Origin of the sequence: Caldimonas caldifontis (assembly GCF_002930615.1) — a bacterium.
In the GTDB taxonomy this organism is placed as follows: Bacteria; Pseudomonadota; Gammaproteobacteria; order Burkholderiales; family Burkholderiaceae_C; genus Caldimonas; species Caldimonas caldifontis.
Map to the genome: position 1 here is coordinate 12239 of NZ_PSNX01000015.1, position 23779 is coordinate 36017.

Annotated in this window: 22 protein-coding genes; 8 read left to right on the forward strand and 14 right to left on the reverse strand. The window is 70.5% G+C overall.

From position 1 onward, the window contains the following. Window positions 1-8: 8 nt before the first annotated feature. From C1704_RS14640 to C1704_RS14660, 5 genes are all read right to left on the reverse strand, one after another. Window positions 9-1067 (reverse strand): maleylacetate reductase, encoded by a 1059-nt coding sequence (locus C1704_RS14640; protein WP_104303486.1) that lies wholly within the window; start codon window positions 1065-1067, stop codon window positions 9-11. 9 nt (window positions 1068-1076) lie between these two features. Beyond that, window positions 1077-2543 (reverse strand): aldehyde dehydrogenase family protein, encoded by a 1467-nt coding sequence (locus C1704_RS14645; RefSeq protein ID WP_104303682.1) that lies wholly within the window; start codon window positions 2541-2543, stop codon window positions 1077-1079. A gap of 128 nt (window positions 2544-2671) precedes the next feature. Further along, window positions 2672-3679 (reverse strand): hydroxyquinol 1,2-dioxygenase, encoded by a 1008-nt coding sequence (locus C1704_RS14650; protein WP_104303487.1) that lies wholly within the window; start codon window positions 3677-3679, stop codon window positions 2672-2674. Between the two features lie 43 nt (window positions 3680-3722). Beyond that, a complete protein-coding gene (locus C1704_RS14655) occupies window positions 3723-4229 on the reverse strand; it encodes a cupin domain-containing protein (protein WP_104303488.1) in 507 nt (168 codons plus the stop codon). 132 nt (window positions 4230-4361) lie between these two features. After that, window positions 4362-5162, reverse strand: a complete 801-nt coding sequence (locus C1704_RS14660) for a helix-turn-helix domain-containing protein (RefSeq protein ID WP_170064714.1) — start codon at window positions 5160-5162, stop codon at window positions 4362-4364. 98 nt (window positions 5163-5260) lie between these two features. Here C1704_RS14660 and C1704_RS14665 point away from each other — a divergent pair, with 98 nt between their 5' ends. Further along, window positions 5261-6829 carry a sulfatase-like hydrolase/transferase gene (locus C1704_RS14665; protein WP_104303490.1) on the forward strand — a complete coding sequence of 523 codons (1569 nt, stop codon included), beginning with the start codon at window positions 5261-5263 and terminating at the stop codon, window positions 6827-6829. Window positions 6830-6871: 42 nt separating this feature from the next. Continuing rightward, window positions 6872-7861 (forward strand): Bug family tripartite tricarboxylate transporter substrate binding protein, encoded by a 990-nt coding sequence (locus tag C1704_RS14670; RefSeq protein ID WP_104303491.1) that lies wholly within the window; start codon window positions 6872-6874, stop codon window positions 7859-7861. 6 nt (window positions 7862-7867) lie between these two features. Here C1704_RS14670 and C1704_RS14675 read toward each other — a convergent pair whose 3' ends face one another. Next, the gene (locus C1704_RS14675) at window positions 7868-8824 is read right to left on the reverse strand and encodes a LysR family transcriptional regulator (RefSeq protein ID WP_104303492.1); all 957 of its coding nucleotides are present in this window, start codon (window positions 8822-8824) and stop codon (window positions 7868-7870) included. Between the two features lie 193 nt (window positions 8825-9017). Between C1704_RS14675 and C1704_RS14680 the strand changes: the two genes are divergently transcribed. After that, window positions 9018-10577, forward strand: coding sequence for a methyl-accepting chemotaxis protein (locus tag C1704_RS14680; RefSeq protein WP_104303493.1), 1560 nt, complete (start codon window positions 9018-9020; stop codon window positions 10575-10577). A gap of 7 nt (window positions 10578-10584) precedes the next feature. Here C1704_RS14680 and C1704_RS14685 read toward each other — a convergent pair whose 3' ends face one another. Genes C1704_RS14685 through C1704_RS14705 form a run of 5 tightly spaced genes read right to left on the reverse strand, consistent with a single transcriptional unit; the run spans window position 10585 to window position 15577 of the window. Beyond that, window positions 10585-11493 carry an EamA family transporter gene (locus C1704_RS14685; protein ID WP_104303494.1) on the reverse strand — a complete coding sequence of 303 codons (909 nt, stop codon included), beginning with the start codon at window positions 11491-11493 and terminating at the stop codon, window positions 10585-10587. Further along, window positions 11490-12461, reverse strand: a complete 972-nt coding sequence (locus C1704_RS14690) for an SDR family oxidoreductase (protein ID WP_104303683.1) — start codon at window positions 12459-12461, stop codon at window positions 11490-11492. Before C1704_RS14690 ends, C1704_RS14685 begins: the two co-directional genes overlap by 4 nt. Continuing rightward, entirely contained in the window at window positions 12458-13390 is a 933-nt protein-coding gene (locus C1704_RS14695) for a bile acid:sodium symporter family protein (protein WP_104303495.1), read from the reverse strand. The genes C1704_RS14690 and C1704_RS14695 overlap by 4 nt, the downstream gene beginning before the upstream one ends. 23 nt (window positions 13391-13413) lie before the next feature. Beyond that, window positions 13414-14769 (reverse strand): flavin-containing monooxygenase, encoded by a 1356-nt coding sequence (locus C1704_RS14700; protein WP_104303496.1) that lies wholly within the window; start codon window positions 14767-14769, stop codon window positions 13414-13416. Beyond that, window positions 14756-15577 carry an SDR family oxidoreductase gene (locus C1704_RS14705; protein ID WP_419186809.1) on the reverse strand — a complete coding sequence of 274 codons (822 nt, stop codon included), beginning with the start codon at window positions 15575-15577 and terminating at the stop codon, window positions 14756-14758. Before C1704_RS14705 ends, C1704_RS14700 begins: the two co-directional genes overlap by 14 nt. 106 nt (window positions 15578-15683) lie before the next feature. On the opposite strand from C1704_RS14705, the gene C1704_RS14710 reads away from it, so the two are divergent. Further along, window positions 15684-16439 (forward strand): IclR family transcriptional regulator, encoded by a 756-nt coding sequence (locus tag C1704_RS14710; RefSeq protein WP_104303498.1) that lies wholly within the window; start codon window positions 15684-15686, stop codon window positions 16437-16439. Here the strand turns inward: C1704_RS14710 and C1704_RS14715 are convergent. Together C1704_RS14715 and C1704_RS14720 are read right to left on the reverse strand one after the other, a co-directional pair. Beyond that, window positions 16436-17017, reverse strand: coding sequence for a carboxymuconolactone decarboxylase family protein (locus tag C1704_RS14715; RefSeq protein WP_104303499.1), 582 nt, complete (start codon window positions 17015-17017; stop codon window positions 16436-16438). The genes C1704_RS14710 and C1704_RS14715 overlap by 4 nt on opposite strands. Then, the gene (locus C1704_RS14720) at window positions 17014-18195 is read right to left on the reverse strand and encodes a YbfB/YjiJ family MFS transporter (RefSeq protein ID WP_104303500.1); all 1182 of its coding nucleotides are present in this window, start codon (window positions 18193-18195) and stop codon (window positions 17014-17016) included. The genes C1704_RS14715 and C1704_RS14720 overlap by 4 nt, the downstream gene beginning before the upstream one ends. Before the next feature lie 95 nt (window positions 18196-18290). Here C1704_RS14720 and C1704_RS14725 point away from each other — a divergent pair, with 95 nt between their 5' ends. Beyond that, a complete protein-coding gene (locus C1704_RS14725) occupies window positions 18291-19292 on the forward strand; it encodes a ProQ/FINO family protein (RefSeq protein WP_245876508.1) in 1002 nt (333 codons plus the stop codon). Here the strand turns inward: C1704_RS14725 and C1704_RS14730 are convergent, their stop codons facing one another. Further along, a complete protein-coding gene (locus C1704_RS14730) occupies window positions 19293-20246 on the reverse strand; it encodes an MBL fold metallo-hydrolase (protein ID WP_104303501.1) in 954 nt (317 codons plus the stop codon). A gap of 136 nt (window positions 20247-20382) precedes the next feature. Between C1704_RS14730 and C1704_RS14735 the strand changes: the two genes are divergently transcribed. The 3 genes from C1704_RS14735 to C1704_RS14745 are packed head-to-tail and all read left to right on the forward strand — an operon-like array spanning window position 20383 to window position 23772. Further along, complete coding sequence (locus tag C1704_RS14735; protein ID WP_104303502.1) at window positions 20383-21072, forward strand: DUF6781 family protein; 690 nt, start codon at window positions 20383-20385, stop codon at window positions 21070-21072. 11 nt (window positions 21073-21083) lie between these two features. Further along, window positions 21084-22619, forward strand: coding sequence for an amidase (locus tag C1704_RS14740; protein WP_104303503.1), 1536 nt, complete (start codon window positions 21084-21086; stop codon window positions 22617-22619). Beyond that, window positions 22609-23772, forward strand: a complete 1164-nt coding sequence (locus C1704_RS14745) for a methyltransferase (RefSeq protein ID WP_104303504.1) — start codon at window positions 22609-22611, stop codon at window positions 23770-23772. Before C1704_RS14740 ends, C1704_RS14745 begins: the two co-directional genes overlap by 11 nt. Window positions 23773-23779 lie beyond the last annotated feature (7 nt).

Sequence of the window (23779 nt, forward strand, 5' to 3'; positions counted from 1 at the left end):
TTCTGGTACTAGCTCGGACGGGTCCCTTCGTAGGCGCGCTGGAGCAGCTCGCGCAGGGGGCCGCGCTCCAGCGGGCGCGGGTTGTGATAGGGATTGGCGCAGGCGATGTCGGCCGCGCGGTCGAGGTCGGTGGCCGCCAGGCCAAGGTCGCGCAGGGCCACCGGCGCACCATGACGCTGCGCCAGGTCGAAGACCGCTGCCGGAGCGCTCTGCGCGCCCAGCGCACGCGCGATGCGGGCCATGGCCTGGGGGGCAGCCTCGGCGTTGTAGGCCAGCGCGTGCGGCAGCACGACCGTGTGCACCTCGGCATGCGGCAGGTTGAAGCTGCCACCCAGCGTGTGGCAGAGCTTGTGGTGCAAGGCCATGCCGACATGGCCCAGCACGGTGCCGCACAGCCAGGCCCCATAGAGCGCCTGGCCGCGGGCCTCGATGTCGCGCCCGTTCGCATGCAGGGCCGGGATCGCTGTGCCCAGGGCGCGGATGCCCTCCTCGGCCATCAGGCTCATGATGGGGTTGCCGTCGACGGCATACAGGCCTTCGGCCGCGTGCGCCATCGCATTCATCGCGCTGGTGATGGACAAGCCCACCGGCAGGCTGAGCGTGAGCTTGGGGTCGTAGATCACCGTGCGCGGCAGCACGCGCGTATCCCTGCCCGTCTTCTTCACGCCACCTTCGGTGAGCCCGTAGATGGGCGTCATCTCGCTGCCGGCGTAGGTGGTGGGAATGGCCAGGATGGGCAGGCCCGAATCGAGGGCGATGGCCTTGCCCAGGCCCGTGGTGGAGCCTCCACCGACGGCCACGGCACAGTCCGCCCCCAGGGCGCGTGCCACCTCGCGGGCCTCGCGGGCGGTCTCGAGGGGCACGTGCATCACGGCCCGGTCGAAGATGCCGGCCGCACGCTCACCCAGCCGCTGCGCCACCGCCTCGGCCGTGGCGCGCTGCTCGGGCGTGCACAGCACCAGCGCCCGCTGCGCACCCAGCAGGCCGATCTCGCGCTCGAGATGCTGCAGCGAGCCGGCGCCAAAGATGACACGGGCGGGCTGGGCGGTGTAGACGAAGGCGTCCATCGTCAGGCGTCAGCGGGGATACCAGGGCGGGATCTGGGCATCGACGTTCACCCAGACCGACTTGACCTGGGTGTACTCGCGCATCACGTCGAAGCCCATCTCGCGGCCGTAGCCGCTCTGGCCGGTGCCGCCGAAGGGCGAGCCGGGGTTGACGCGCTTGTAGCAGTTGATCCAGACCATACCGCTCTTCATCTCGCGGGCGAAGCGGTGGGCGCGCTGCAGGTTGCTCGTCCACAGGCCGCCGCCCAGGCCGTACTCGGTGCCGTTGGCGATCGCCAGGGCTTCCTCGTCGGTCTTGAAGGTGAGCACGGTCACGAAGGGGCCGAAGACTTCCTCCTGTGCGATGCGGTCGGAGGCGCTGCGGGCGCGCACCACCGTGGGCTCGACGTAGAAGCCTTCGCGCAGTTCGGCGGCCGACGGCGGCTTGCCGCCAGACAGCAGCTCGCCGCCCTGCTCGCGGGCCACGGCCACGTAGCTCAGCACACGGTCGCGGTGCTGGGCGCTGGTGAGCGGACCCATCTCGGTGCTGGCATCCAGCGGGTTGCCCACGCGGATGGACTGGGCCAGCGCCAGGAATTTCTCCAGGAAGGCGTCGGCGATCTTCTCGTGCAGCACCAGGCGGCTGCCGGCGATGCAGGCCTGGCCCTGGTTGTGGAAAATGGCCCAGGCGGCGCCGTTGACGGCGGCCAGCAGGTTGGCATCTTCGAAGACGATGTTGGCGCCCTTGCCGCCCAGTTCGAGCTGCACCTTCTTCAGGTTGCCCGCCGAGGCCTCGACGATGCGCCGGCCGGTGGCCGTGCTGCCGGTGAAGGCGACCTTGGCAATTTCCGGGTGTTCGGCGATGTACTGGCCGGCCACGCTGCCCAGCCCGGGCAGGATGTTGACCACCCCCTCGGGCATGCCGCACTCGGCCATCAGCTCGGCGATCTTCAGCGAGGACAGCGGCGTGATCTCGGCCGGCTTCATCACGATGCAGTTGCCGGCAGCCAGCGCCGGGGCCATCTTCCAGCTGGTGAACATGAGCGGGAAGTTCCAGGGCACGACCTGGCCCACCACTCCCAGGGGCTCGCGCAGCAGGTAGTTCAGGAAGCCCTGTTCCACCGGCACCACGTCGCCCTGGAACTTGTCGGCCATGCCGCCGAAGTAGCGGTAGGTGGCCGCCGTGCGGGGCACGTCCAGCACGCGGGAGTCGCGCAGCGGGTGGCCGGTGTCCAGCGACTCCAGCCGCGCGAACTCCTCGGTGTGCTCTTCCAGCTTGTCGGCCAGGCGCAGCAGGATGCGGCCGCGGTCGGCGGCGGCCATGCGGCTCCATTTCGGGAAGGCCTTCTGCGCGGCGGCCACCGCACGGTCGACGTCTTCCTTGCCCGCCATGGCCACGTCGGCGATGGTGGTGTTGTTGTGCGGGTTGAGCGTGGGCGCCGTCATGCCCGAGGCCGCATCGACGAACTTGCCATCGATGAAGAGCTGGTGGCGGATCGGCGTCTTGAGGCCGGCGGCGGCCTGGATGTCAGCCAGTGACATGGGTGAACTCCACCAGACCGGCCCGCCAGGGCGGACCAGCCGGAAAGGCAATGGGGGCTTCTGTGGCGACGGCGGCCGGCGCCTCAGAATTGCACGGGCACTTCGGGGCTTTCGCCCTTCTGGATCTCGTACACGAGGTTGGGCGAGCCGTTCTCCCACACCAGCAGCATCGAGCGCTTGGGGCTGTAGCCCTGGTGGCGGCAGTAGGCAGGCATCGCAGCCATGTCACCGGCCTTCATGATCACGCGGGCCAGGGGTTTGCCGGTGGTCTTGTCGGCGCAGTCCCAATGGATCTCGTCGCACATCTGGAAGAACCATTCCACGCGGTCGTTGGCATGGATGATGGGCAGGATGTGCTCTTCGGTGGTGGGGCACATGTAGCTGTACTTCACCACCGAGGTGAACGACGGGTTCCACGTGACCTGCGAGCGGCTCAGGAAGGCGAAGAGGTTGAAGGCATGCACCTCGTTCTCGAAGCCGGGCTCGGGATGCAGTTCGGGCTGGTCCTGGGGCACGTCGGCAAAGGCACGGTTGACCGGCGCGCCGCGCTCATCGGTGCGCAGCGCCAGGTCGTCCTTCAGGCCCACGCAGCGCTTGGCCAGCTCGCGCGCGCGGGTGATGGCCGCCGTGTTGTTGCCACGCTTTCGGCCATAGGCGGTGCCGGTCTCCTGGGGCGCAGCGAAGGGGTCGAAGCCTTCGTTGGTCCAGTCGTCCAGCATCTGCTGGAAGGTCGCGGCGATCTGCTCGGTCGGGAAGTTTTCCAGCCGGTCCACGCCCGCAGCCTTCATCGTGCCGTTGTAGCTGCCGCAGTAGAGATCCACCGTCTTGTAGTGGTTGGTGGTGCCGATGACGTGATCAAAGTTCACGCCACCGTAGAAGAAGCCCCAGGCCACGTCGCGCATGAGCGCGCGCAGGAAGTTGGCCACGTCCATGGTGTGCGACAGCGGGCGGCCGTCGCGCGTGGTCCAGGTGATGTGGGCGAAGTATTCGTCACGGCGGAACTTGAAGCCACCCAGCTCGAAGCTGCGGTAGCCCAGGTCGGCGTCGGGCTGGGAAGTGATGACCTTGGCGAGGTCGGCGGGAGCGTTCATGGTGCTGTCTCCGTGCAAGTCGTGGGAGTCGTGGAAGGCGGTCTCACTGCACCTGGCAGATGTCGGCCCAGCGCTCGATGGACAGGTCCCCCTTGCAGGTCTGCAGGATGACCACGCCGGGCTTGGCGCTGCGGAACTGGTAGGCCGTGTTCTTCGGCAGCAGGCCCTGGTGGCCACGCTTGAGCTTCATCCAGCCCATCTTCTTGCCACGCGGCGTGCCCTCGACGAGCACGGCACCGTTCTTGTCGGCGTCGCTCACCTGCTGGGGCGCCTCGAGCTGGATCAGATGCACCTCCACCTCGCCGTCCATCACCAGCGCGAACTCGTCGTGGGCGCAGGTGTACCAGGGGGACTCCCCTTCAGCGCGCAGGCACTCCAGCACATAGATCTGGTTCTGGCCGAAGACCACCTTCTCGTAGGGCTTGCTCTTGCTGGCGATCTCGAAGCAGTTCGAGAAGGCGTAGTGCTTGACGTCGTCGTCGATGGGCTCGACCCGGCCCTTCTCGTAGTTCGAAAGGGAGCCGAATTTGGTGTGGTAGCTCACGTTCATGGGCTTGTCTCCAGTGGGGTATGCGTCGGGGTTTGCGTCGTCGGATGAAGACAAGTCTAGGAATCGGCCTGCGGAAGCGGTAGAGGCCAGGGAACGGCCAAACTGTTCGGACTTTCCGAACAATCCCTGGGGTTAACGCGGAGCTGCCCCAGCCACCCAGGCGTCGGCGATGGCGCTGGCGGCCTGTTGCAGGTCACGCAGGTGGCGCGCCACGACATCGGTGCGCGCTGCAAAGCGCCGTGGCCACACGAGGTTGATGCAGCCCAGCACGCGTTTGCGCGCGATCACCGGCACGGCGATGGCCCGCAACTGGTCGTCGAAGGTGTCGATGGACGCATCGCTGCCTCCGTAGTGCGGATCGCGCACGGCATACCCCTGGCGCAGCACCTCGGCCACGAGCGCCTCGATGCGCTCGGGCAGATCGCGCGCCGCACCGGGCCGCCGCTGCAGCTGTCGCAGCAGCGAGGCCCGCTCGGCCGGTGGGCAGTGGGCCAGGTAGGCCCGGCCGACGGCCGAGCGCAGCAGGTCGATGCGGTGGCCGATCGGGTCGCGGTTGACGGCCAGGCCGCTGGCGCGGCGCGTGGTTTCCAGCAGCCGCATGCTCAAGCCCTGACGCACCGCCAGGTCGGAAGGCCAGATCACGCGCTCGCGCAAGGCCTCCAGCGCAGGCATGGCGGCCTCGACCAGGCGCAGGTGCTCGTCTCGCAGGATGCGTGTGGGCTGCAGCAGCACCGCCGGTCGCCACAGGCCGTCGCCTTGCGGCCGCCACACCGCCTGCTCGGCCTCCAGCGTGTGCATCAGCCGCAGCAAGGTGGGCTTGGGCAGGCCGGTGTGGCGCTGCAGCTCGGCCAGGCTGGCGCGCTGCAGATCCTGCAGCGCGCGCAGGATCTGCATCGCCCGCATCACGCTGCGCACGGCGTCGTCGCTGCTCAAGGCTTTCCCCATCGTTCCATGCAGCGGAATGCTCGCAGATTTCGTTTGAGACAGGTCAAAGGGATTCCTAGCATGTGTTGCATCCACGGAGTCCCCACATGGTCCGCAACATCCTCTTCATCATGGCCGACCAGCTCAGGCGCGATCACCTGAGCTGTTACGGTGCCCGCCACCTCGACACCCCCAACCTCGACGCCCTCGCGGCCGACGGTGTGCGCTTCGAGCGCGCCTATGTGCAGGGCCCCGTGTGCGGTGTCTCGCGCATGTCGGCCTACACCGGCCGCTACATGAGCACCCACGGTTCGAACTGGAACTTCGTGCCGCTGCCACTGCACAACCCCACGATGGGTTCGCTGCTGCGCCCGCAGGGTCTGCGCGTGGCCGTGGTGGGCAAAACCCACATCGCCGGCGACGCCGAGGGCCTGCGCCGTTTCGGCGCCGACCCCGTGCGCGGCGACGGCCTGCTGGCACACCAGGGCGGCTTCGAGCCCTATGAGCGCGACGACGGCCTGTGGCCGGGGCCGCGCATGCCGGCCGACCAGGGCTATGCGCGCTACCTGCGCGCCCAGGGCTTCGGCGGCGACAACCCCTGGCACGACTGGGCCAACTCCGCGCGCGGGGTGCACGGCGAGGTGCTCTCAGGCTGGGAGATGCGCCACGCCCACCTGCCCGCCGCGGTGCCCGAGGAGCATTCGGAAACCGCTTGGATGACACGACGTGCGATGGACTTCATCGACGAGTGTGGTGAGCAGCCGTGGTGCCTGCACCTCTCCTACATCAAGCCGCACTGGCCTTATGTGGCACCCGACCCCTACCACGCGCTCTACCGCGAGGCCGACCTGCCCGCCCCGGTGCGCAGCGCCGCCGAGCGCGACAACCCCCACCCGGTGATGCGCGGCTTCCAGTCCTACGTGGCCAGCCGCAACATGAGCGACGACGCGATGCGTCGCCATGTGCTGCCGGCCTACATGGGCCTGACCCGCCAGATCGATGACCACCTGGGCCGGCTGTTCGCGCACCTCAAGCACACTGGCCGCTGGGACGACACCCTCATCGTCTTCTGCAGCGACCACGGCGACTACCTCGGCGACCATTGGCTGGGCGAGAAGGAACTCTTCCACGACCCCGTGGCCGCCGTGCCGCTGATCGTGCGCCACCCCGGCGCGTCGGCCCGGCGGGGCGTGAGCGAACCCGAACTGGTCGAGCTCATCGACCTGCTGCCCACCTTCCTCGACGCGATCGGCGCCGAGGTGCCCGACCACCTGCTCGAAGGCCGCTCACTGGTCCCCCTGCTGCTGCAGGGCCAGCCCCGCCCCGCACCGCGCGAGCTGGCGGTGAGCGAGGGTGACTATGCCTTCCGCAGCTTCGTGCGCGAGCCGCTCAACCAGCCGGCTGACCGCTGCCGCATGTTCATGATCCGCAGCGAGCGCTGGAAGTACATCCACTACGAAGGACTGCCGCCCCAGCTCTTCGACCTGCTCGACGACCCGCAGGAGCTGGTGGACCGCGGCCGCGACCCGGGCCTGGCCTCGGTGCGCGACGAGCACTTCGCCGCCCTCTTCGACTGGCTGCGCACGCGCGCCATCCACCCCACCGTGAGCCACCAGGCCATGGCCGACTGGACGGCCAAGGAGCACCGCGTGGGCATCCACATCGGGGTGTGGTGACCCTTTCCCCTGATCCGATCCACAACGACACTGGAGACACACATGACACGACGCCCCCTCCTCCACGCCCTGGCAGCCGGCCTGGTGCTGGCAGCCCCCTTCAGCACTGCGTGGGCCCAGCCCAGCGACTGGCCGAGCAAGCCGGTACGCATCATCGTGGCCTTCCCGCCCGGCGCCCCCGGTGACGTGGTGGCGCGCCTGGTGGGCGAAAAGCTCGCCGCAAAGTGGAAGCAACCCGTGGTCGTGGAAAACCGGCCGGGCGCGGGCGGCAACATCGGCATGGATGCGGTGGCCAAGTCGGCCCCGGACGGCTACACGCTGCTGGTGGGGCCGGACACGATGTACACCGTGAACCCGCACATCTACCGCAGCATGCCGGTCAAGCCCGACACCGACCTGGTGCCGGTGACCCACCTGGCGGCCTTCACGCAGATGCTGGTCTGCCATCCTGGCGCCGGCTTTTCCTCTGTGCCAGAGCTGGTGAAAGCCGCCAAAGAAGCGGCCAAAGGCCAGGCCCTGAGCTATGCCTCGGGCGGTGCCGGGGTCCCCGGCCACCTGGCCTTCGAGATGCTTAGCGACGCCGCCGGCATCCGCATGACCCACATCCCCTACCGTGGCCCCTCGCCCGCCACGCAGGACGTGCTGGGCGGGCAGGTGCCCTGCGGCTTCCTCGCTACGCCGGTGGTGTATCCGCACGTGCGCAGCGGCAAGCTCAAGGCCCTGGCCGTGTCCAGCGCCACACGCTCGCCCCTGGCGAAGGAGGTGCCCACGGTGGCCGAGTCGGGCTACCCGGGATTCGATGCCTCCTTCGCCGAGACGCTCGCTGCGCCGCGCGGCACGCCGGCGGCCCTCGTGCAGCGCATCCAGGCCGACGTGGCGGCGGCGCTGCAGGACCCGGCCCTGCGGCAGCAGCTGCAGGCCAACGACCTCGACCCGCTGGGCATCACGCCCGAGGAGGCCGCACGGCGCCATGCGCAGGGCCACGCCAAGTGGGGCCAGGTGGCCGCCAAGGTCGGCCTCAAACTCGACTGAACCTGTTCACTCGCGCCCGCCTTCGATCAGGGCGGGGCGCAGCAGCCCCTTGTCGATGAGCCCCCGGTCCCACGGGGGCTCGCCGGCGAACTGGCTCACCAGGCTGTCGATGAACAGCCGCAGCTTCACGCCGCTGCGGTGGCTTTGCGGATAGACCACGCAGAGCTGGAAAGACGAGAGCTGCCAGGTGGGAAGCACCATCTTGAGCCGGCCGTCGAGCACCGGACCGGCCGCCACCAGTGTGGGGATGCAGACGATGCCGGCCTGCTCCTGCGCATACTCGGCCAGCAGGTGCACCGAGTTGCTCAGCAGCGAAGGCTTCAGGTCCAGCACGACCTTCTCGGCGCCCTGGTGAAAGACCCAGCGGTCGCGCGTGGGATAGCCCGAATACAGGCCCAGGCGATGACCGAACAGATCGTGCGGATGCTTGGGCACCCCATGGCGGCGCAGGTAGCTCGGTGAGGCGCAGAACACCCGGCGCACCGGAAAGACCGGGCGCGACACCAGTTCGTCGGACACGGGGCGGAAGATCTGCAGCGCGCAGTCGAAGCCCTCGCGCACCGGGTCCACCGCCGCGTCATTCACCACCAGGTCCAGCGTGATCTCGGGGTATTGCTCCTGGAAGGCCCTCAGGTGGGCGGCAAGGTGGCCCAGCACGAAGCCGGGCAGCGCATGCACGCGCAGGCGACCGGTGGGCTTGCTCTGCAGGCCGCGCATCTGGTCCACGAGTTCGTCGGCCCGGCCCACCAGGTGGGTGCATTCGGCCAGGTAGGCAGCGCCCACTTCCGACAGGCGCACATTGCGCGTGTTGCGGTGAAAGAGCGCGGCACCCACCAGCTCCTCGAGCTGCTGCACGCGGGTGGTGACCACCGACTTCGACACCCGCATCGAGCGGGCCGCTTTCGCAAAGCTCTGCGACTCGGCCACACGGACGAAGGCTTCGATGGCTTGCAAGCGATCCATGGCGATCTTGATCTCCTGGGGGCATCCTACTGGACGCCCATGATCCCTGCCCCGCGGACAGACCGTGAACCACCTCACACCCAACGCCAGAGACTCCGGGTAAACCCTCAAGTTGACGCCTCACCTGTCGATACCGACGGCAAGCACCACCGGCTTTCGCGCGGTGGCCCGTTCCCGTGCAGTCTTTCCCTCCATGAACAAGCTCAAACTCGCCACCAAACTGTGGGCCGCCGTGGCCGTGCTGATGGTGTCCCTCATGGCCATCGTCGGCTGGGCCGGCGTGGCTTCGAAACGCAGCCAGGCCGACGTCAGCGCGGCCACCGCCCAGGCCGAAGCGAAGCGTGACGCAGCCCGCCGCTGGGCCGGCATGACCGAGACCAACGTCGTGCGCGTGCTGGCCTCGGCCATCTCCACCGATCCCGTCGTGGAAGCGCACTTCAAACCCCTGATCGGCTCGACCATCGCGCAGATCGACGAGGTCTACAAGGGCATCGAAGCGATGGACTTGAGCGACGCCGACCGTGCCCAGATGAAAAAGGTGGCCGACGAGCGCCGCGTGGTGCTGGAGTCACTGGCCCGGCTGCGTGAGCTCAAGGCCGCGGGCGACATGCCGGCGGTCAAGACCGAACTCGACCAGCGCTTCACGCCGCTGATCGAGACCTATCTGGGTTCGCTGCGGCAGTTTGCGGCCATGCAGGACGAGGCCGTCGAGGCCGTGCGTATCGCCAGCCGCGCCAACAGCAACCGCATCGTCGGCACGGCGGCCGTGTTGCTGGGCCTGGTCGTGCTGTGTGCCGTGATCGGCGCGCGCTACCTCATCGCCTCGATCCGCGAACCGCTGGATGCCGCCGTCGCGCTGGCCCGCCGCATTGCCGACGGCGACCTGACCCACACCATGACCGTGGACCGACAGGACGAGTTCGGCGACCTGCTGCGTGCCCTGGGCACGATGAACCAGGCCCTTGAACGCACCGTGTCCGAAGTGCGATCCAGCACCGAGAACATCAGCACCGCCTCGGGCGAGATCGCCCAGGGCAACCAGGATCTGTCGAGCCGCACCGAGGCCACGGCCTCGAACCTGCAGCAGACCGCCTCGTCGATGGAGCAGATCACCGGCACAGTCAAGCAGTCGGCCGAGACCGCCCGACAGGCCAACCAGCTGGTGCAGGCCGCCGCCCAGAGCGCCAGCCAGGGGGGCGAGATCGTGCACCAGGTGGTGGACAACATGGCGCAGATCAGCGAGTCGTCGCGCAAGATCGCCGACATCATCGGGGTGATCGACGGCATCGCCTTCCAGACCAACATCCTGGCGCTGAACGCTGCCGTGGAAGCGGCGCGCGCCGGCGAACAGGGTCGCGGCTTTGCCGTGGTGGCCGGCGAGGTGCGCAACCTGGCGCAGCGCAGCGCCCAGGCTGCACGCGAGATCAAGAGCCTGATCACCGCGTCGGTGGAGCGCGTGGAGGGGGGCACCGAGCTGGTCGAGCGCGCCGGCGCCGCGATGAGCGAGATCGTCGCGTCGGTGCGCCGCGTGTCGGACATGATGGGCGAGATCACCGCCTCGGCCACCGAGCAGTCGGAAGGTATCGCGCAGGTGAACGTGGCCGTGACCCAGCTCGACCAGATGACGCAGCAGAACGCTGCCCTGGTGGAGGAATCGGCTGCCGCCGCTGCGTCGATGAACGACCAGGCCCGCCGCCTGGCGCAGACCGTGGCTTTCTTCCGCCTCGGTCAGCTCGGCATGCGCGCCGCCTGAGGCCGATCTAGCCCGTGCGCCAGCGGCGCCAGGCCCCCAGGCCGAGCGCGCCGAACTGATGCACCAGCAGCCCGGCCAGCACACCGGCGCTGCCCAGCCATTGCAGCGGCGAGGGCTGCTCGCCGAAGGCCGCGGCCGCGGCCCACAGGCCCACCACCGGCACCAGCAGCGAGAACGGCGCCACCCGGCCCACCGGGTGGCGTTGCAGCAGGCGCGTCCACAGGGTGTAGGCCAGCAGCGTGGCCAGCCAGGCCAGGTAGAGCACCGACAGCAGCGAGCCCAGGCTCAGCCCGGCGAGCGACGTCCCCACCGTCTCTGGCCCGTCGATCCACAGCGCCGCGCCGAGGAAGGGCAGCACGGGCACGAGGCTGCTCCACACGATGAAGGCCTTGGGGTCGTAGCCCGGCGCGGTGGCACTGGCGTGCCGCGCCACGATGTTCGAGGCGGCCCACATGAAAGCGGCCCCCAGCGTGAGCACGAAGCCGATCAGCGTCATCTGCTGCGGGCCCTCGCCATGCGCCACGGCAATGCAGCCCAGACCCAGCGCCGCCAGCCCCACGCCCAGCCACTGCTGCGGCCGTGCGCGCTCGCCCAGCAGCAAGGCCCCCAGCCCCAGGGTGAAGAAGGCCTGGGTCTGCATCACCACCGAGGCCATGCCCGCGGTCATGCCCAGGTGCAGCGCAAAGAAGAGGAAGCCGAACTGGCCCACGCCCTGCGCCAGGCCATAGGCCAGCACGAAGCGCAGCGGCACACGCGGCCAGGGCACGAAGAGCAGGAAGGGCAGCGAGGCTGCAGCGAACCGCAGCGCGCCCAGCAGCGAGGGGCTCAGGCCCTGAAGGCCCACCTTCATCACGACGAAGTTCAGGCCCCAGATCACCACCACGGCCAGCGCGGCGAGGTAGTCGCGGTGCGTCATGTGCGGGCGCGCGTGCGCAGCGCCCTCGCCTGCCGCCAGGCCTCGAAGGCCTCGGCGCTGGTCTTGCGCAGCACACCGCCGAAGGCCGCCTTCAGGCGCGTGTTGTCGAGCACGGGGCGGTAGCGCAGGAAGTCGAGCTGCTCGGGGCCGTAGCGGGTGGTGCCGGTCCATCGGCCCACGTGCAGCGCCGCGCGCAGCAGGCCGGCGGGCAGTTCGAGCACGGGCTTGCCCAGGCGCTGCGCCAGCTCGCGCACCCCCAGCGCGCCGTCGCCGGCCACGTTGTAGGTGCCGGGCTGCGGCCGGGTCACGGCCTGCACGAAGAGGGCCACCAGGTCTTCGTCCCACACGAAGACAAAGGGGCTGGCCGAACCCCGGATGGCCAGCAGACGGCGCTTCTCGAAGAGTGCGGTGATCTGGTTGTCCACCGTGCGGCCGAGGATGGTGCCGATGCGCAGCACCGTCTGGGCAAGGCGGGGATGGCTCACGCGCGCCTCGGCCAGCATCTCCTCCACGAGGCGCTTGTGATAGGCATAGGCAAAGGCCTCGTTGCCACGCAGCGGCTGGTCTTCTGTGATGCGCTCGGGGTTGTCGGGGTGGTAGCCATAGGCGGCGCCGCTGGAGGACACGACCAGGTGCTGCACGCGCGCGCCCAGGCAGGCATGGATCACGTTGAGGCTGCCGCCCACGTCCACCGAGTACTCGAACTCCCGGTCGCTCGCCTTGCCCGGCGTGACGATGGAAGCCAGATGCACCACGGTATCGATGGCGTAGTCCCGCAGCGTCTGGACCAGCTGACGATCGCGCACATCCTGCACGCGGTGGGTGACGCCGCGCACGCGGCGCTGCGGCGGGACCTCGCGCACGTCGAGGGCCACCACAGTCTCGACGTGCGGATGCATCGCGAGCGCCGGCACCAGGCTGCGCCCGAGGAAGCCGTCGGCCCCTGTCACCAGCACGCGCACCGTCATGCAGGCTCCCGCGCCGCGGCATTCGCCCGCTCGGGCATGGGCCGCCTCGCCCACCAGCCCGCCAGCAAGAGGCCGGCGATGATGTCCCAGAAGCCCCAGACGCCCGCCACCACGGCCATGCCGCCCAGGCCGCCGAAGAAGCTGAAGATCAGCACCAGGCCCAGGCCGGCGTTGCGGATGCCCACCTCGATGGAGATGGCGCGGCGGTCGTACTCATGCAGCTTCATCGCCGAGGCGCAGGCGTAGCCGGTGCCGAAGGCCAGGGCGTCGTGGATCACCACGGCCAGCAGCACGAGGCCCACGTAGTCGAGGAAGTAGCGCCAGTTGCCGGCGATGGCCCCCACGATGAAGGCGATGAGGAAGAAGAGGCTCAGCCAGTGCGCCGGTCGCTTGATGCGCTCGGCCAGGCGCGGCAGCTTTTCGGCGCACAGCAGGCCCAGTGCGAAGGGGATGCCGATGATGGCCACGATGTGCAGCACCATCTGCAACGGATCGAGCGCGATGGTGCGCAGCAGCGGCGCCGCGGTGGGGTGGATGCCCGCCCAGAAGGCGAAGTTCAGCGGCATCACCACGATGGACAGCAGGTTGGTGACCGCCGTCATCGACACCGACAGCGCCACGTTGCCGCCGGCGCGGTGGGTCAGGATGTTGGAGATGTTGCCCGGCGGGCAGCAGGCCACGAGGATCATGCCCAGGGCGATGCTCGGCCCCGGCTGCAGCACCAGCGTGAGCACGTAGGTGACTGCCGGCAGCACCACGAACTGCGCGACGATGCCCACGCCCATGGCCAGCGGCATGCGCGCCACGCGGCGGAACTCGGCCACCCGGCTGTCCAGCGCGATGCCGAACATCAGGAAGGCGAGGATCACGTTGAGTGCCGCCAGCGAGGCGGGGTTGAAGTTGAGCCGGACTTCATCGACGGGCAGCACCGGGGTCTCCTTGCCTTTGGGGTCTAGGCCAGTGCCGCGATGGCGTTGCGCACGGCCCGGCGGTAGGTGTCCTTGTGGACGTAATAGGCCATGCGTTCGAGCTTCAAGTAGCGGTAGCCACCGCTCAGGTCGGGCGGTGGCCCGGCCTTGCGCCGGTTCAGCGCCTCGGCTGACGACGAGCCCCGGGCGCGGGCCTGCCAGTACCGTGCGATGAGCTCGGCCTGTTCGTAGCGGCCCTGCCAGCCAATGCCGCTGGCCTCGATCATGCCCATCACGAAGAGCGTGTGCAGGCGCGGATGGAAGATGTTGAGATAGAGCTGCGGCGCCTGGCCCTGCCAGTTGAGCAGCGCACGGTCAATGAAGGGATAGTGCAGCTTGTAGCCGGTGGCGCAGAGTACGAGGTCGTAGTCGCGCGTGCTGCCGTCGGCGAAGTGCACGGTGGCGCCTTCGAAGCGGCGGATGTCGCCGCGCACGCCGATGTCGCCATGCCCGGCGTGGTAGAGCACCAGCGAGTTCACCACCGGGTGTGATTCGTACATGCGGTAGTCGGGCTTCGGGAAGCCGAAGCGCACCGGGTCGCCGGTGAACCACTTCAGCACCGTGGCGTCCACCCGCTGCTTGAGCCAGGCCGGCAGGCGGATCCTGCCGCCCAGGGTGTCGGCCGGCTTGCCGAACACGTACTTGGGCACGAAGTAGTAGCCGCGCCGCACCGAGATGTCCACGCTTTGCGCGTAGTGGACCGCATCCACGGCGATGTCGCAGCCGCTGTTACCCGCGCCCACGATGAGCACGCGCTTGCCGCGGAAGACCTCCGGGTGCTTGTACTGCGCGGTGTGCATCAGCTCGCCCGTGAACTCGCCATCGAAGCGCGGCCGCTGCGGCTCGGCCAGCGTGCCGTTGGCGATCACCAGGCCCGCGTAGTCTTCGACGATCGCGGCGCCGTCCGCCCCCTGGCTCGTCACCCGCCAGCGCGGGGCCTCGCTGTGGTCCAGCGGCTCGGCGCGCAGCACGCGGGTGCCAAAGCGGTAGTGCGCACGCAGCCCGAAGTGGTCGGCGAAGTCGCTGAAGTACTGGCGCAGCTCGCGGTGGCTGGGGTAGTCGGCCACCGCGTCGGGCATCGGGAACTCGGCGAACTCGGTCGTGCGTTTCGACGAGATCAGGTGGGCCGATTCGTAGACCGTGCTGCACGGGTTGGCGATGTCCCACAGGCCGCCCACGTCGGTGTGGGCCTCGAAGCCCTGGAAAGGGATGCCCAGCCTGGCGAGGTTGCGGGCCGCGGCCAGGCCCGAGGGGCCGGCGCCGATGAGGGCCAGGGCCTCGCCACGGTCGATCGCGGGCGGTGCAACGTGCGCCAGGGCCTCGGGTTCAGTTCTTTTCATGCGACGGCGGCAGTCCGGGAATGGGGGTGGCACCCGCCTCGCCCACGCGGGGCTTGCGTGGCTGGCGCAGCAGCAAGGGGTCGGTCCAGGTGGCGGGCAGCACTCCCAGCGCACGTTGCAGCCAGCCCAGCCGCCGAGGCAGCACGCACTGCTCGCGCCCCTGGGCCATGGCCTGGGCGATGCGACGGGCCGCCTCGTCGGGCTCCATCAGGCCGGGCATCGCAAACCGGTTGCCCGCCGTGAGCGCGGTGCGCAGATAGCCCGGGCTCACGGTGAGCACGCCCACGCCGCTGCCGCGCAGTTCGGCGCGCAGGCTTTCGAGGTAGCGGATCAGGCCGGCCTTGCTGGCGCAGTAGGCGCCGTTGCCGGGCAGGCCGCGCCAGCCAGCCAGGCTGGCCACACCCACGAGCTGGCCCCGGCCGCGCTCGCGCATCGCAGCCACGAACGGCTGGAAGGTGGTGGCCACGCCCAGCAGGTTGATCTCCAGCATGCGGCGAAACACCATTAGGTCGTTGGCCTCGGCGGTGTCGTAGCCCCCGGCCACGCCCGCGTTGGCGATCACGGCGTCGGGCAGCCCGACCCGCGTCACCCAGTCCCGGGCCATGGCCTGCATGGCCGCAGGGTCGCTCACATCGGGCGTGTAGACGCGGCAACGCCCGGGCGCGCCCTGGGCGAGCGCCTCGAGCACCGGGCGGTTCAGGCCCACCAGGGCCACGCGGGCCCCGCCGGCCAAGAAACGGCGCGCCAGGGCCTGGCCCAGGCCACCACAGGCGCCAGTGAGAACGAGGTTGTCGACGTGCACGGTCAGGGTCTGGGGCTTTGGCTCGAAATGTCTTTGCACCCTAGCCGGCAGCTGGCAAGATTCCGAAAATTTCTTCGATTTCGTCTCGATTTTCGAGATTTCAGACGATCTCATGGACACCCCCTCCACCCCGGGCCTGCGCCTGATCGAACTGCTGGAGCGCCTGGCCGCGCTGGAGGGCCCCTTCACCCTGTCCGAGGCGGTGGCGGCCGGCGGCCTGCCCAAGCCCACCACCCATCGCATGCTGCAGCAGCTCGAAGCCGGGGGCCTGCTGGGGCGTGAACCCTCCGGGCGGCGCTACCAGCTCGCGCCGCGGCTGGTGGGCCTGGCCGAGAACGTCCTGCGCGCCAGCACCCGCAGCGGCCTGCGCCATGCCGTGCTGGCGCAACTGGTGGCCGAGCTGGGCGAGACCTGCAACCTCACGGCCCTGGCCGGCGCCGACGTGATCTACCTCGACCGCGTCGAGACCGCCTTCCCGCTGCGGCTGGACCTGCACCCCGGCTCGCGCGTGCCGCTGCACTGCTCGGCCAGCGGCAAGCTCTTCCTGGCGTACATGCCCGCCGCGCGCCGGCGCGAGCTGCTGGCCCAGCTGCCGCTCACCCGGCAGACGGCCCACACGCTGACCACCCCCGAGGCGCTGGAGCGCGAACTCGCGGCCATCCGCCGACAGGGCTACAGCGTGGACGCGGAGGAATTCATCGAGGGGCTGGTATGCGTGGCCGTGCCGGTGCGCGCATCGGCCCAGGGCGAGGTGCGCTGCGCGCTGGCCCTGCAGGCCCCGCAGGCGCGCCTGCCGCTGCCGCAGGCCTTGCAGCAGCTCGGCCGGCTGCAGGCCGCTGCGCAAGCGATGTCGCGCAGCCTGGGCTAGCGCGGAAAGGCGGGCAGCAGCGCCACGCCGGGCGCCTCTTCGGGCGGCGTGTGCGCCACGTTGAGCACCATCGACACCATCGCGAAATAGCCCACCAGCCCGGTGAGGTCGATCACGCCGCGCTCGCCGAAGCGGGCCACGGCGCTGGCATAGGTGGCATCGCTCACGCCGTGGTGTTGCAGCAGTTCGCCCACGAAGTCGTGCACCAGGGTTTCGTCGGCATCCATCGTGGTGGGCCGCCGGCCTTCACGCAAGGCATCGATGGTGTCCGCCGCGGTGCCCGCCTTCAGCGCCAGCGGCACATGCACGCACCATTCGAACTGCTGTGTCCAGTGGCGGGCCACGAGCAGCATCGTGAACTCCGACACGCGCGTGGGCAGGCTGCTGTCGAAGCGCAGGTACTCGCCCACACGCTGCACGCGATCCATCAGCGCAGGGCTGCGCAGCAGCGGGATGAAGGGGCCCTTGACGGCCTTGCGCGGGCCGGCGATCAGGGCCTGGGCGGCTTCGCGCTGGGCATCGTCCATGGCGTCCAGCGCCAGCGGGGGCATGCGGTCAGTCGGCAGGAGGGTGTTCATGCAGGGTCCTTTCGAGGCAGTGGCACTTCGGGGCGACGGCGCCACAGCAGGGCCACCATCGCCATCAGCAGGACGGCCGCCGCCAGCAGGCTGGGCCGGGTGATCGGATCGTCGGCGCGGGCCAGGGCGCCCACGGTGAGCGGCCCCAGCCACTGGCCGGTGGCAAAGGCGGCCGTCATCGCGGCCATCACCCGGGTGGGCGCCGCGCTCCCCAGGCGCCGGGCTTCCTGCAGCCCGGCCATCGTGGCCACCATGAAGGTGCCGCCCACGCACACGGCGCTCAGCACCAGGGCCAGGGATTGCGTTGACACCACCGGCAGCAGCACGCCCACGGTCATCACGCCCATCGCGGCGGCCCAGACCATGCGTGCACCGTGACGCACGAGCAGCGGCGCGGCCACCAGCGTGGACAGGGCCGCCGCCACACCGAACACGGGCCAGACCGCGCCAAAGACACGCGCGTCGTCCACCCACAGGCGCGCCAGGGCCGGCAGGAAGGTGGCCGGCAGGATGTAGCCGAAGCCCAGGGCGCCGTAACAGGCCACCAGCGGCCACACGGCGCGTGGCACACCGCGTGCCGCGCCCTGGGGCATGGGTGCCGGTGCCACGGCGTCGTCCCGCAGCGGCCGCCATGCTGCGGCGGCCACCGCAGCGGCCAGAACGCCCAGGCCAGCCCAGGTGGGCGCCGCCGGCCACGCCAACAGCCCCGACGTCCAGGCGATGCCCCCCGCCACCGCCATGCCCACGCCCACGCCGGCAAACACCCCGCCCGCGGCGCCCGGGCGGCCCGCTTTCGCCAGCCAGCCCATTGCCCAGGCCGAAACCCCCACCAGCACGAAGGCACTGCACACGCCTGCCGCAAAACGCCACAGCCAGGCCATCACCCCACCCGGTGAAGCGGCCATCGCCAGCGTGCACACGGCCACGCCCAGCAGGCCGGCCCGCGCCGCGGCACCGGCACGCGGGTTCAGCGCCATGCACGCGAGCGCCCCGCCCAGGTAGCCGAGGTAGTTGGCCGCCGCGAGCTGGCTGCCCGCCGCAAGCGACAGGCCCTCGGCCTGCATCAGCGGCAGCAGGGGCGTGAAGGCAAAGCGGCCGATGCCCATGCCCGAGGCCAGGCCCATCAGCCCCACCACCAGCGCCCAGCGCGCCGCCCTCACTGCGTCCCTGTCATTCATGGAGGGCGATGCTAAGCCGAACGCCCCTCCATGCGGGCCGCATGGCGCGGGGCTCCCGATGCGGCGACAATCGCCGCTTCACGCTGTTGACTGTCATGAACGCCGACACCCCGAACACTCCTCCGCCCGACGCGCCCGAAGCCCTGTCTGCCGAGGGCGCCGAGCCCCCGCCCTCCCCGGATGCCGCCCCGGCTGCCACCCTGGATGCGGCTCCGGTGGCCGCCCCTGCTGCGGCCGAACCCGGCATGACCGTCAAGGCCTGCGCCGATGAACTGCGCACGCGCTTCCCCGCCCTCTTCGGCGAGCCCAAGCCGCTGAAGCTGCGCATCCAGGTCGACATCAACGAACGTGCGCCAGGTGTCTTCCCCAAGGCCGTGCTGTCGGCCTTCTTCCGCCGCTACACGCTCAGCGATGCCTACCTGAAGGCCGTGAGCACGGGCTCGCAACGCTTCGACCTCGACGGCCAGCCGGCCGGCGAACTGAGCGAAGAGCACCGCAAGATTGCGCTCGAGACCCTGCTGCAGCGCCGTGAGCAGCGGCGTGGCCAGCCGCGCCCCGCGCGTGGGCCGCGTGACGGCGGCCAAGCCGCCCCTGCCCCCGCAGCCAAGCCCGCCGACCCCGAAGCCGACGCCCGCCGCAAGGCCCAGCGCGAAGCCCAGCGCGAGGAAGCCCGCGCCAAGCACCGCGAGGCCCAGCGCGCCGAGCGCAACTTCCGCGCCGGCCTGCTGCGGGCCTTCGAGACCACCACGCTCACACGCGAGAACTTCTGCGCCCTGAAGGGCGTGGACCCGGCCACGCTGGACAGTCTGCTGGAAGCCGCGCGCGCCGACCGCGCCCAACGCCAGACCTTCCTGGCCGAACTGAGCAAGGCCTACCGCGAGAGCGGCCTGAGCATCAACGAGTTCGCCGCCAGCAAGAACATGCACCCGGGGCAGATGCACCATCTGCTGCGCGAGGCGCAAGGCGGTGGTGACGACCGACGCCCGCCGCCGCGGGGCGATCGGCCGCCGCGCGGTGACCGTCCTGATCGTCCCCCCCGCCGCGAAGGCCAGGGCGATCGTCCCGGTGGGGACCGCCCCCGCGGCCCGCGCCGCTGATCACGCCGCCGCGGCCGCCTGCTTGTCCAGCCACACGCCCAGGCCCTGGGCGTTGAGTTCCACGTCGCCTTCGAGCAGGGCCTCGACACGTTCGTCGTCGAGCACGCCGCCCTGGCGCCGGTACTCGGCGTGATAGAGCGCCGCCAGCCCGGCACGCAGTCGCGCGTCGCGGTCGGCCTGCCCTGCGGCCGCCCGGCCCAGGCGCACCATCGCATCGAGCTGACTCTTCACCATGGCCACATGCGCAGCCACGTCGCGCGTGGCGCCATAGTGCGTGAGGAACATCACCTGCGGGTCGCGTGCCATCAGTCGGTCCAGTGACTGGTGCAGCGCCTCGGGTTCGAACTGCACCGGCGTGGTGGTCGGAAAGGCATAGCGACCACCGGCCGTGACGAGGTCGGGGTAGGCGATGCCGAAGGTGTCGCCGGTGAACCAGCCGCGGCTGGCCTCGTCCCAGATGCAGTGATGGTGGCGCGCGTGACCGGGCGTGTCGGCAAAGTGAAGCGGCCGACCGGCCAGTTCCAGCACCAGGCCGTCATGGGTTTCCAGCACACGTTCGGCCGGCACGGGTTGCAGCTCGCCGTAGTCGCGCTCGGCCACCTCGGGACCATAGACCGCCCGCACACCGGCCATGAGCTGGCGCGGGTCGATCAGGTGGCGCGCCCCGCGCGGGTGCACCACCAGCTTCGCGTTCGGCAGGTGCTGCAGCAAGAGGCCCGCGCCGCCGGCGTGGTCGAGGTGCACGTGCGTCACGATGAGCCAGTCGACCTGCTCGGGCGCGAGCCGGCGGGCCTGCAGCGCGGCCAGCAGTCGCGGCACGGCGCTGTTGGGGCCGGTGTCCACATAGGCGCCGCGGCCGTTTTCGACGATGAGGTAGGCCGCATCGAAGCGTGGCCGCACGAAGCCGGTGTCGATGACGGTGATGCCGGGGTCGAGGTGTTCGAGGAAGTCCATCGCGGCATTCTCTTCCTTTCCCTCGGGTGGCGCTGTCCGTGATGGCCCGCCCTCTGGTCAGCGCGCGCGATCCCGCCTATAAAGCGGCAGGTGCCGCATCGGGCGCAGGCGCCGCAACGACCATCAGGAGACGCACATGACGAAGAAGTCCGGAATCGACCAGGACGCCTTGATCGAGATGTTCTCCCAGGCCTCGGCCCGCCAGGGCGAGGCGCTGCGCAAGGCCGTGAGCACCGCCACGCTCAAGGCCCTGCAGGGGCGCGAGCTCACGCTGCAGAACGTACGCAACGTGCTGCAGGCCGTCACCCAGGCCGCCTCAGCGGGCGCGGCCCAGAACCCGGGCAGCACGGCCGATGTGCAGAAGCTGCTCGAGAAAGCCTTCGACGGCATGGACGGTGCGCTGCTGAAGGCCGTGGAGGCGCACCGCACCGCCTTGCAGCAATTCATCTCACAGGGGGCCGACCTGCAGCAGGGCCCGCTCAAGACCGCGCTGGCCAACCTCGAGAAGATGGAGGAGGTCTTCTTCTCCACTGTCGGCAAGGCCATCCAGGACAGCGCCGGCCCCGTGCAGAACGCGTGGGCACCGGTGCTCAATGCCATGAAGCTCAAGGGCACCGACACCGGGGCCCAGGCCACGGCCACCGTCGAGCAGCTTCTGGACCAGGCGCACAGCACCCTGCGCGACAGCCGCGCCATGGGCCTGCGCACCGCCCAGGCCCTGCTCGAAGGCTATTCCACGCTGGTCAGCGGCGTGCTCATCGGCATGACCGAAGGCCTGCAACAGGGCAGCGCCGAAGCGCCAGCCACCGGCACGCGCAAGCGCTGACGCTGCGCCGCATGCATCACGACGAGTACCTGCGCCATGACGCCACCGCCCTGGCCGCCGCCGTGGCCCGCGGCGAGGTCAGCGCGCCTGAACTGCTGAGTCTCGCGCTGCAGCAACTCGACCGGGTCGAGCCGCACATCCAGTCGCTCGCACGGCTGATGGAAGGCGAGGCCCGCGCCCAGATCGACGCCTGGCCCCCCGGCCGCCTGGCCGGGGTCTTTGGCGGGGTGCCCTTCCTGGTGAAGGACGCGGTGCATGACATCGCCGGGCTGCCCACCGGCCAGGGCAGCCGGGCCTTCACCCGCGTGGCCACCGAAGACAGCAGCATCGTGCGTCGCCTGAAAGCGGCCGGCCTGGTGATCTTCGGCAAGACCCGCCTGCCCGAACTGGCACTCAAAGGGGTGACCGACCCACGCGCCCAGGGCAGAAGCCGCAACCCCTGGCATCTGGACCACACCCCGGGCGGCTCCAGCGGCGGCGCGGCCGCCGCGGTGGCCGCGGGGGTGGTGCCCATGGCGGCCGGCAACGACGGCGGCGGCTCCATCCGCATCCCGGCCGCCTGCTGCGGGCTCTTCGGGCTGCGGCCTTCGCGGGGCCGCGTCTCGCCCGGCCCGGCCATCGGCGAGGTCTGGTACGGCGCCTCCAGCGATGGGGTGATCTCGCGCAGCGTGCGCGACAGCGCGCTGGCGCTCGACGTGCTGGCCGGCCCCGAACCCGGCGACCCCTTCCGCATCCCGACGCCGTCCGCGCCCTATGCCGCGCTCGTGCGCCAGCCGCCGCCGCGCCTGCGCATCGCCTACAGCACCGCCTCGCCGCTGGGCACGCCGGTGGATGCCGAAGCGGTGGCCGCCGTCGAACACACGGCGGATCTGCTGCGCCAGCTCGGGCACGAGGTGGTGCCCGGCGCGCCCGACATCGACGGCCGCGCCCTGGCCCAGACCTACCTGCACCTCTATTTCGGTGTGGTGGCGGCCGGCGTGAGCCAGGCCCGGGAGCAGGGTGCGCGCGAGAGCGACTTCGAGCCGCTCACCCGCGTGCTGGCCGCCCTGGGCCGCGCCACCTCGGCCGGCACCGCCACGCGCCACCTCTGGCGCTGGAACGATTTCGCCCGCGCCCTGGGGCGCTTCCACGAGCAGCACGACCTGCTGCTGACCCCCACGCTGGCGGGCCCGCCGGTGAAGCACGGCACCGGCGATCCACCCGCCTGGCAGGAAAGCCTGCTCACCGTGCTGTGTGCCACGGGCCTGCTGGGCGGCCTGCACCGCCTGGGCGTGCTCGCGCCGGTGATCGACCAGATCGCGCTGGACAGCCTGCGCCACGTGCCCTTCACGCAGCTGGCCAACCTCACCGGCACGCCCGCGATGAGCGTGCCGCTGCACTGGTGCGCCAACGGCCTGCCGCTGGGCGTGCAGTTCATCGCGCGCTTCGGCGAGGAGGCCGTGCTGCTGCAGCTCGCGGCCCAGCTCGAACAGGCCCAGCCCTGGTTCGAGCGGCTGCCGCCGCTGGCGCACGACACCGCAGCCGCTACAGTGGCGCATGCACACTGACATCCCGACCCTGCACTGGACCGAAGACGGCCAGCCCCACGAGGCCCGCTGGCATTCCGAGGCCGGCCTGCCGCCACCCAAACGCGTGGTGGTGGCCGACGACCAGACCAACGCCGACACCGCCCTGCGCCTGACCAGCGAAGGCACCGCCCTGCTGTGGCGCGGCGACTATCACAATGCCCGCCAGCTGCTCGTGGCCCTGGCCCGACGGCTCGACCGCCCGCCGCGCAAGCCGCCGCCCTCACCGGCCCCGGGCACCGACTCGCTGGCCCATGCCTTCCATCTGCAGCGCAAGGCCCAGGCCGAAAAGGCCCGCCGCCTCAACCTCGTGCTGCTGCCCTTCGAGGCCCACTACGCGCTGCCGCTGCGCCGCGCGCCCGAGGTGCGCACCGCCTGCGACGAAGCCTTCGGCCCTTGCGAGACGCCCTGCGTGCTGTCGCTGCGCGAACTGCTGGGCGCCATCGGCGCGCACGAATGGCGGCTCAAGGGGGTGGAGGTGCCGGCCCTGGGCGCACGCATCCATGCCCACTACGGCGTGTTCTCGCCGGTGCGGGGCGAATACGTCGATCTGGTGGCCAACACGCCCCTGCCCTCCCCGGCGCCCGAGCTGGCCTTTGACCTCGGCACCGGCACCGGCGTGCTGGCCGCCGTGCTGGCCCGGCGCGGCGTGCGCCGCCTCGTGGCCACCGACACCTCGCCCCGGGCGCTGGCCTGCGCGCGCGACAACCTGCAGCGCCTGGGCCTGGCCGAGCGGGTGACATTGATCGATGCCGACCTCTTCCCCGACGGCCGCGCCCCGCTCATCGTCTGCAACCCGCCCTGGCTGCCCGGCCGCGCCCACTCGCTGCTGGAGCAGGCCGTGTACGACCCCGACCACCGCATGCTGCGCGCCTTCCTCGCCGGCCTGAAAGACCACCTCACGCCCGGCGGCGAGGGCTGGCTGATCCTGTCCGACCTGGCCGAACACCTGGGCCTGCGCCCGCGTGCCCAGCTGCTGGGCTGGATCGCCGAAGCCGGCCTTTCGGTGGCCGGGCGCCACGACATCCGCCCCCGCCACCCCAAGGCCGCCGACCCGTCCGACCCGCTGTTCCGGGCCCGGCGCTCAGAGGTGACCTCGCTGTGGCGCTTGCAGCCCCTGGCCCAGCCCAATTGACCCCTTT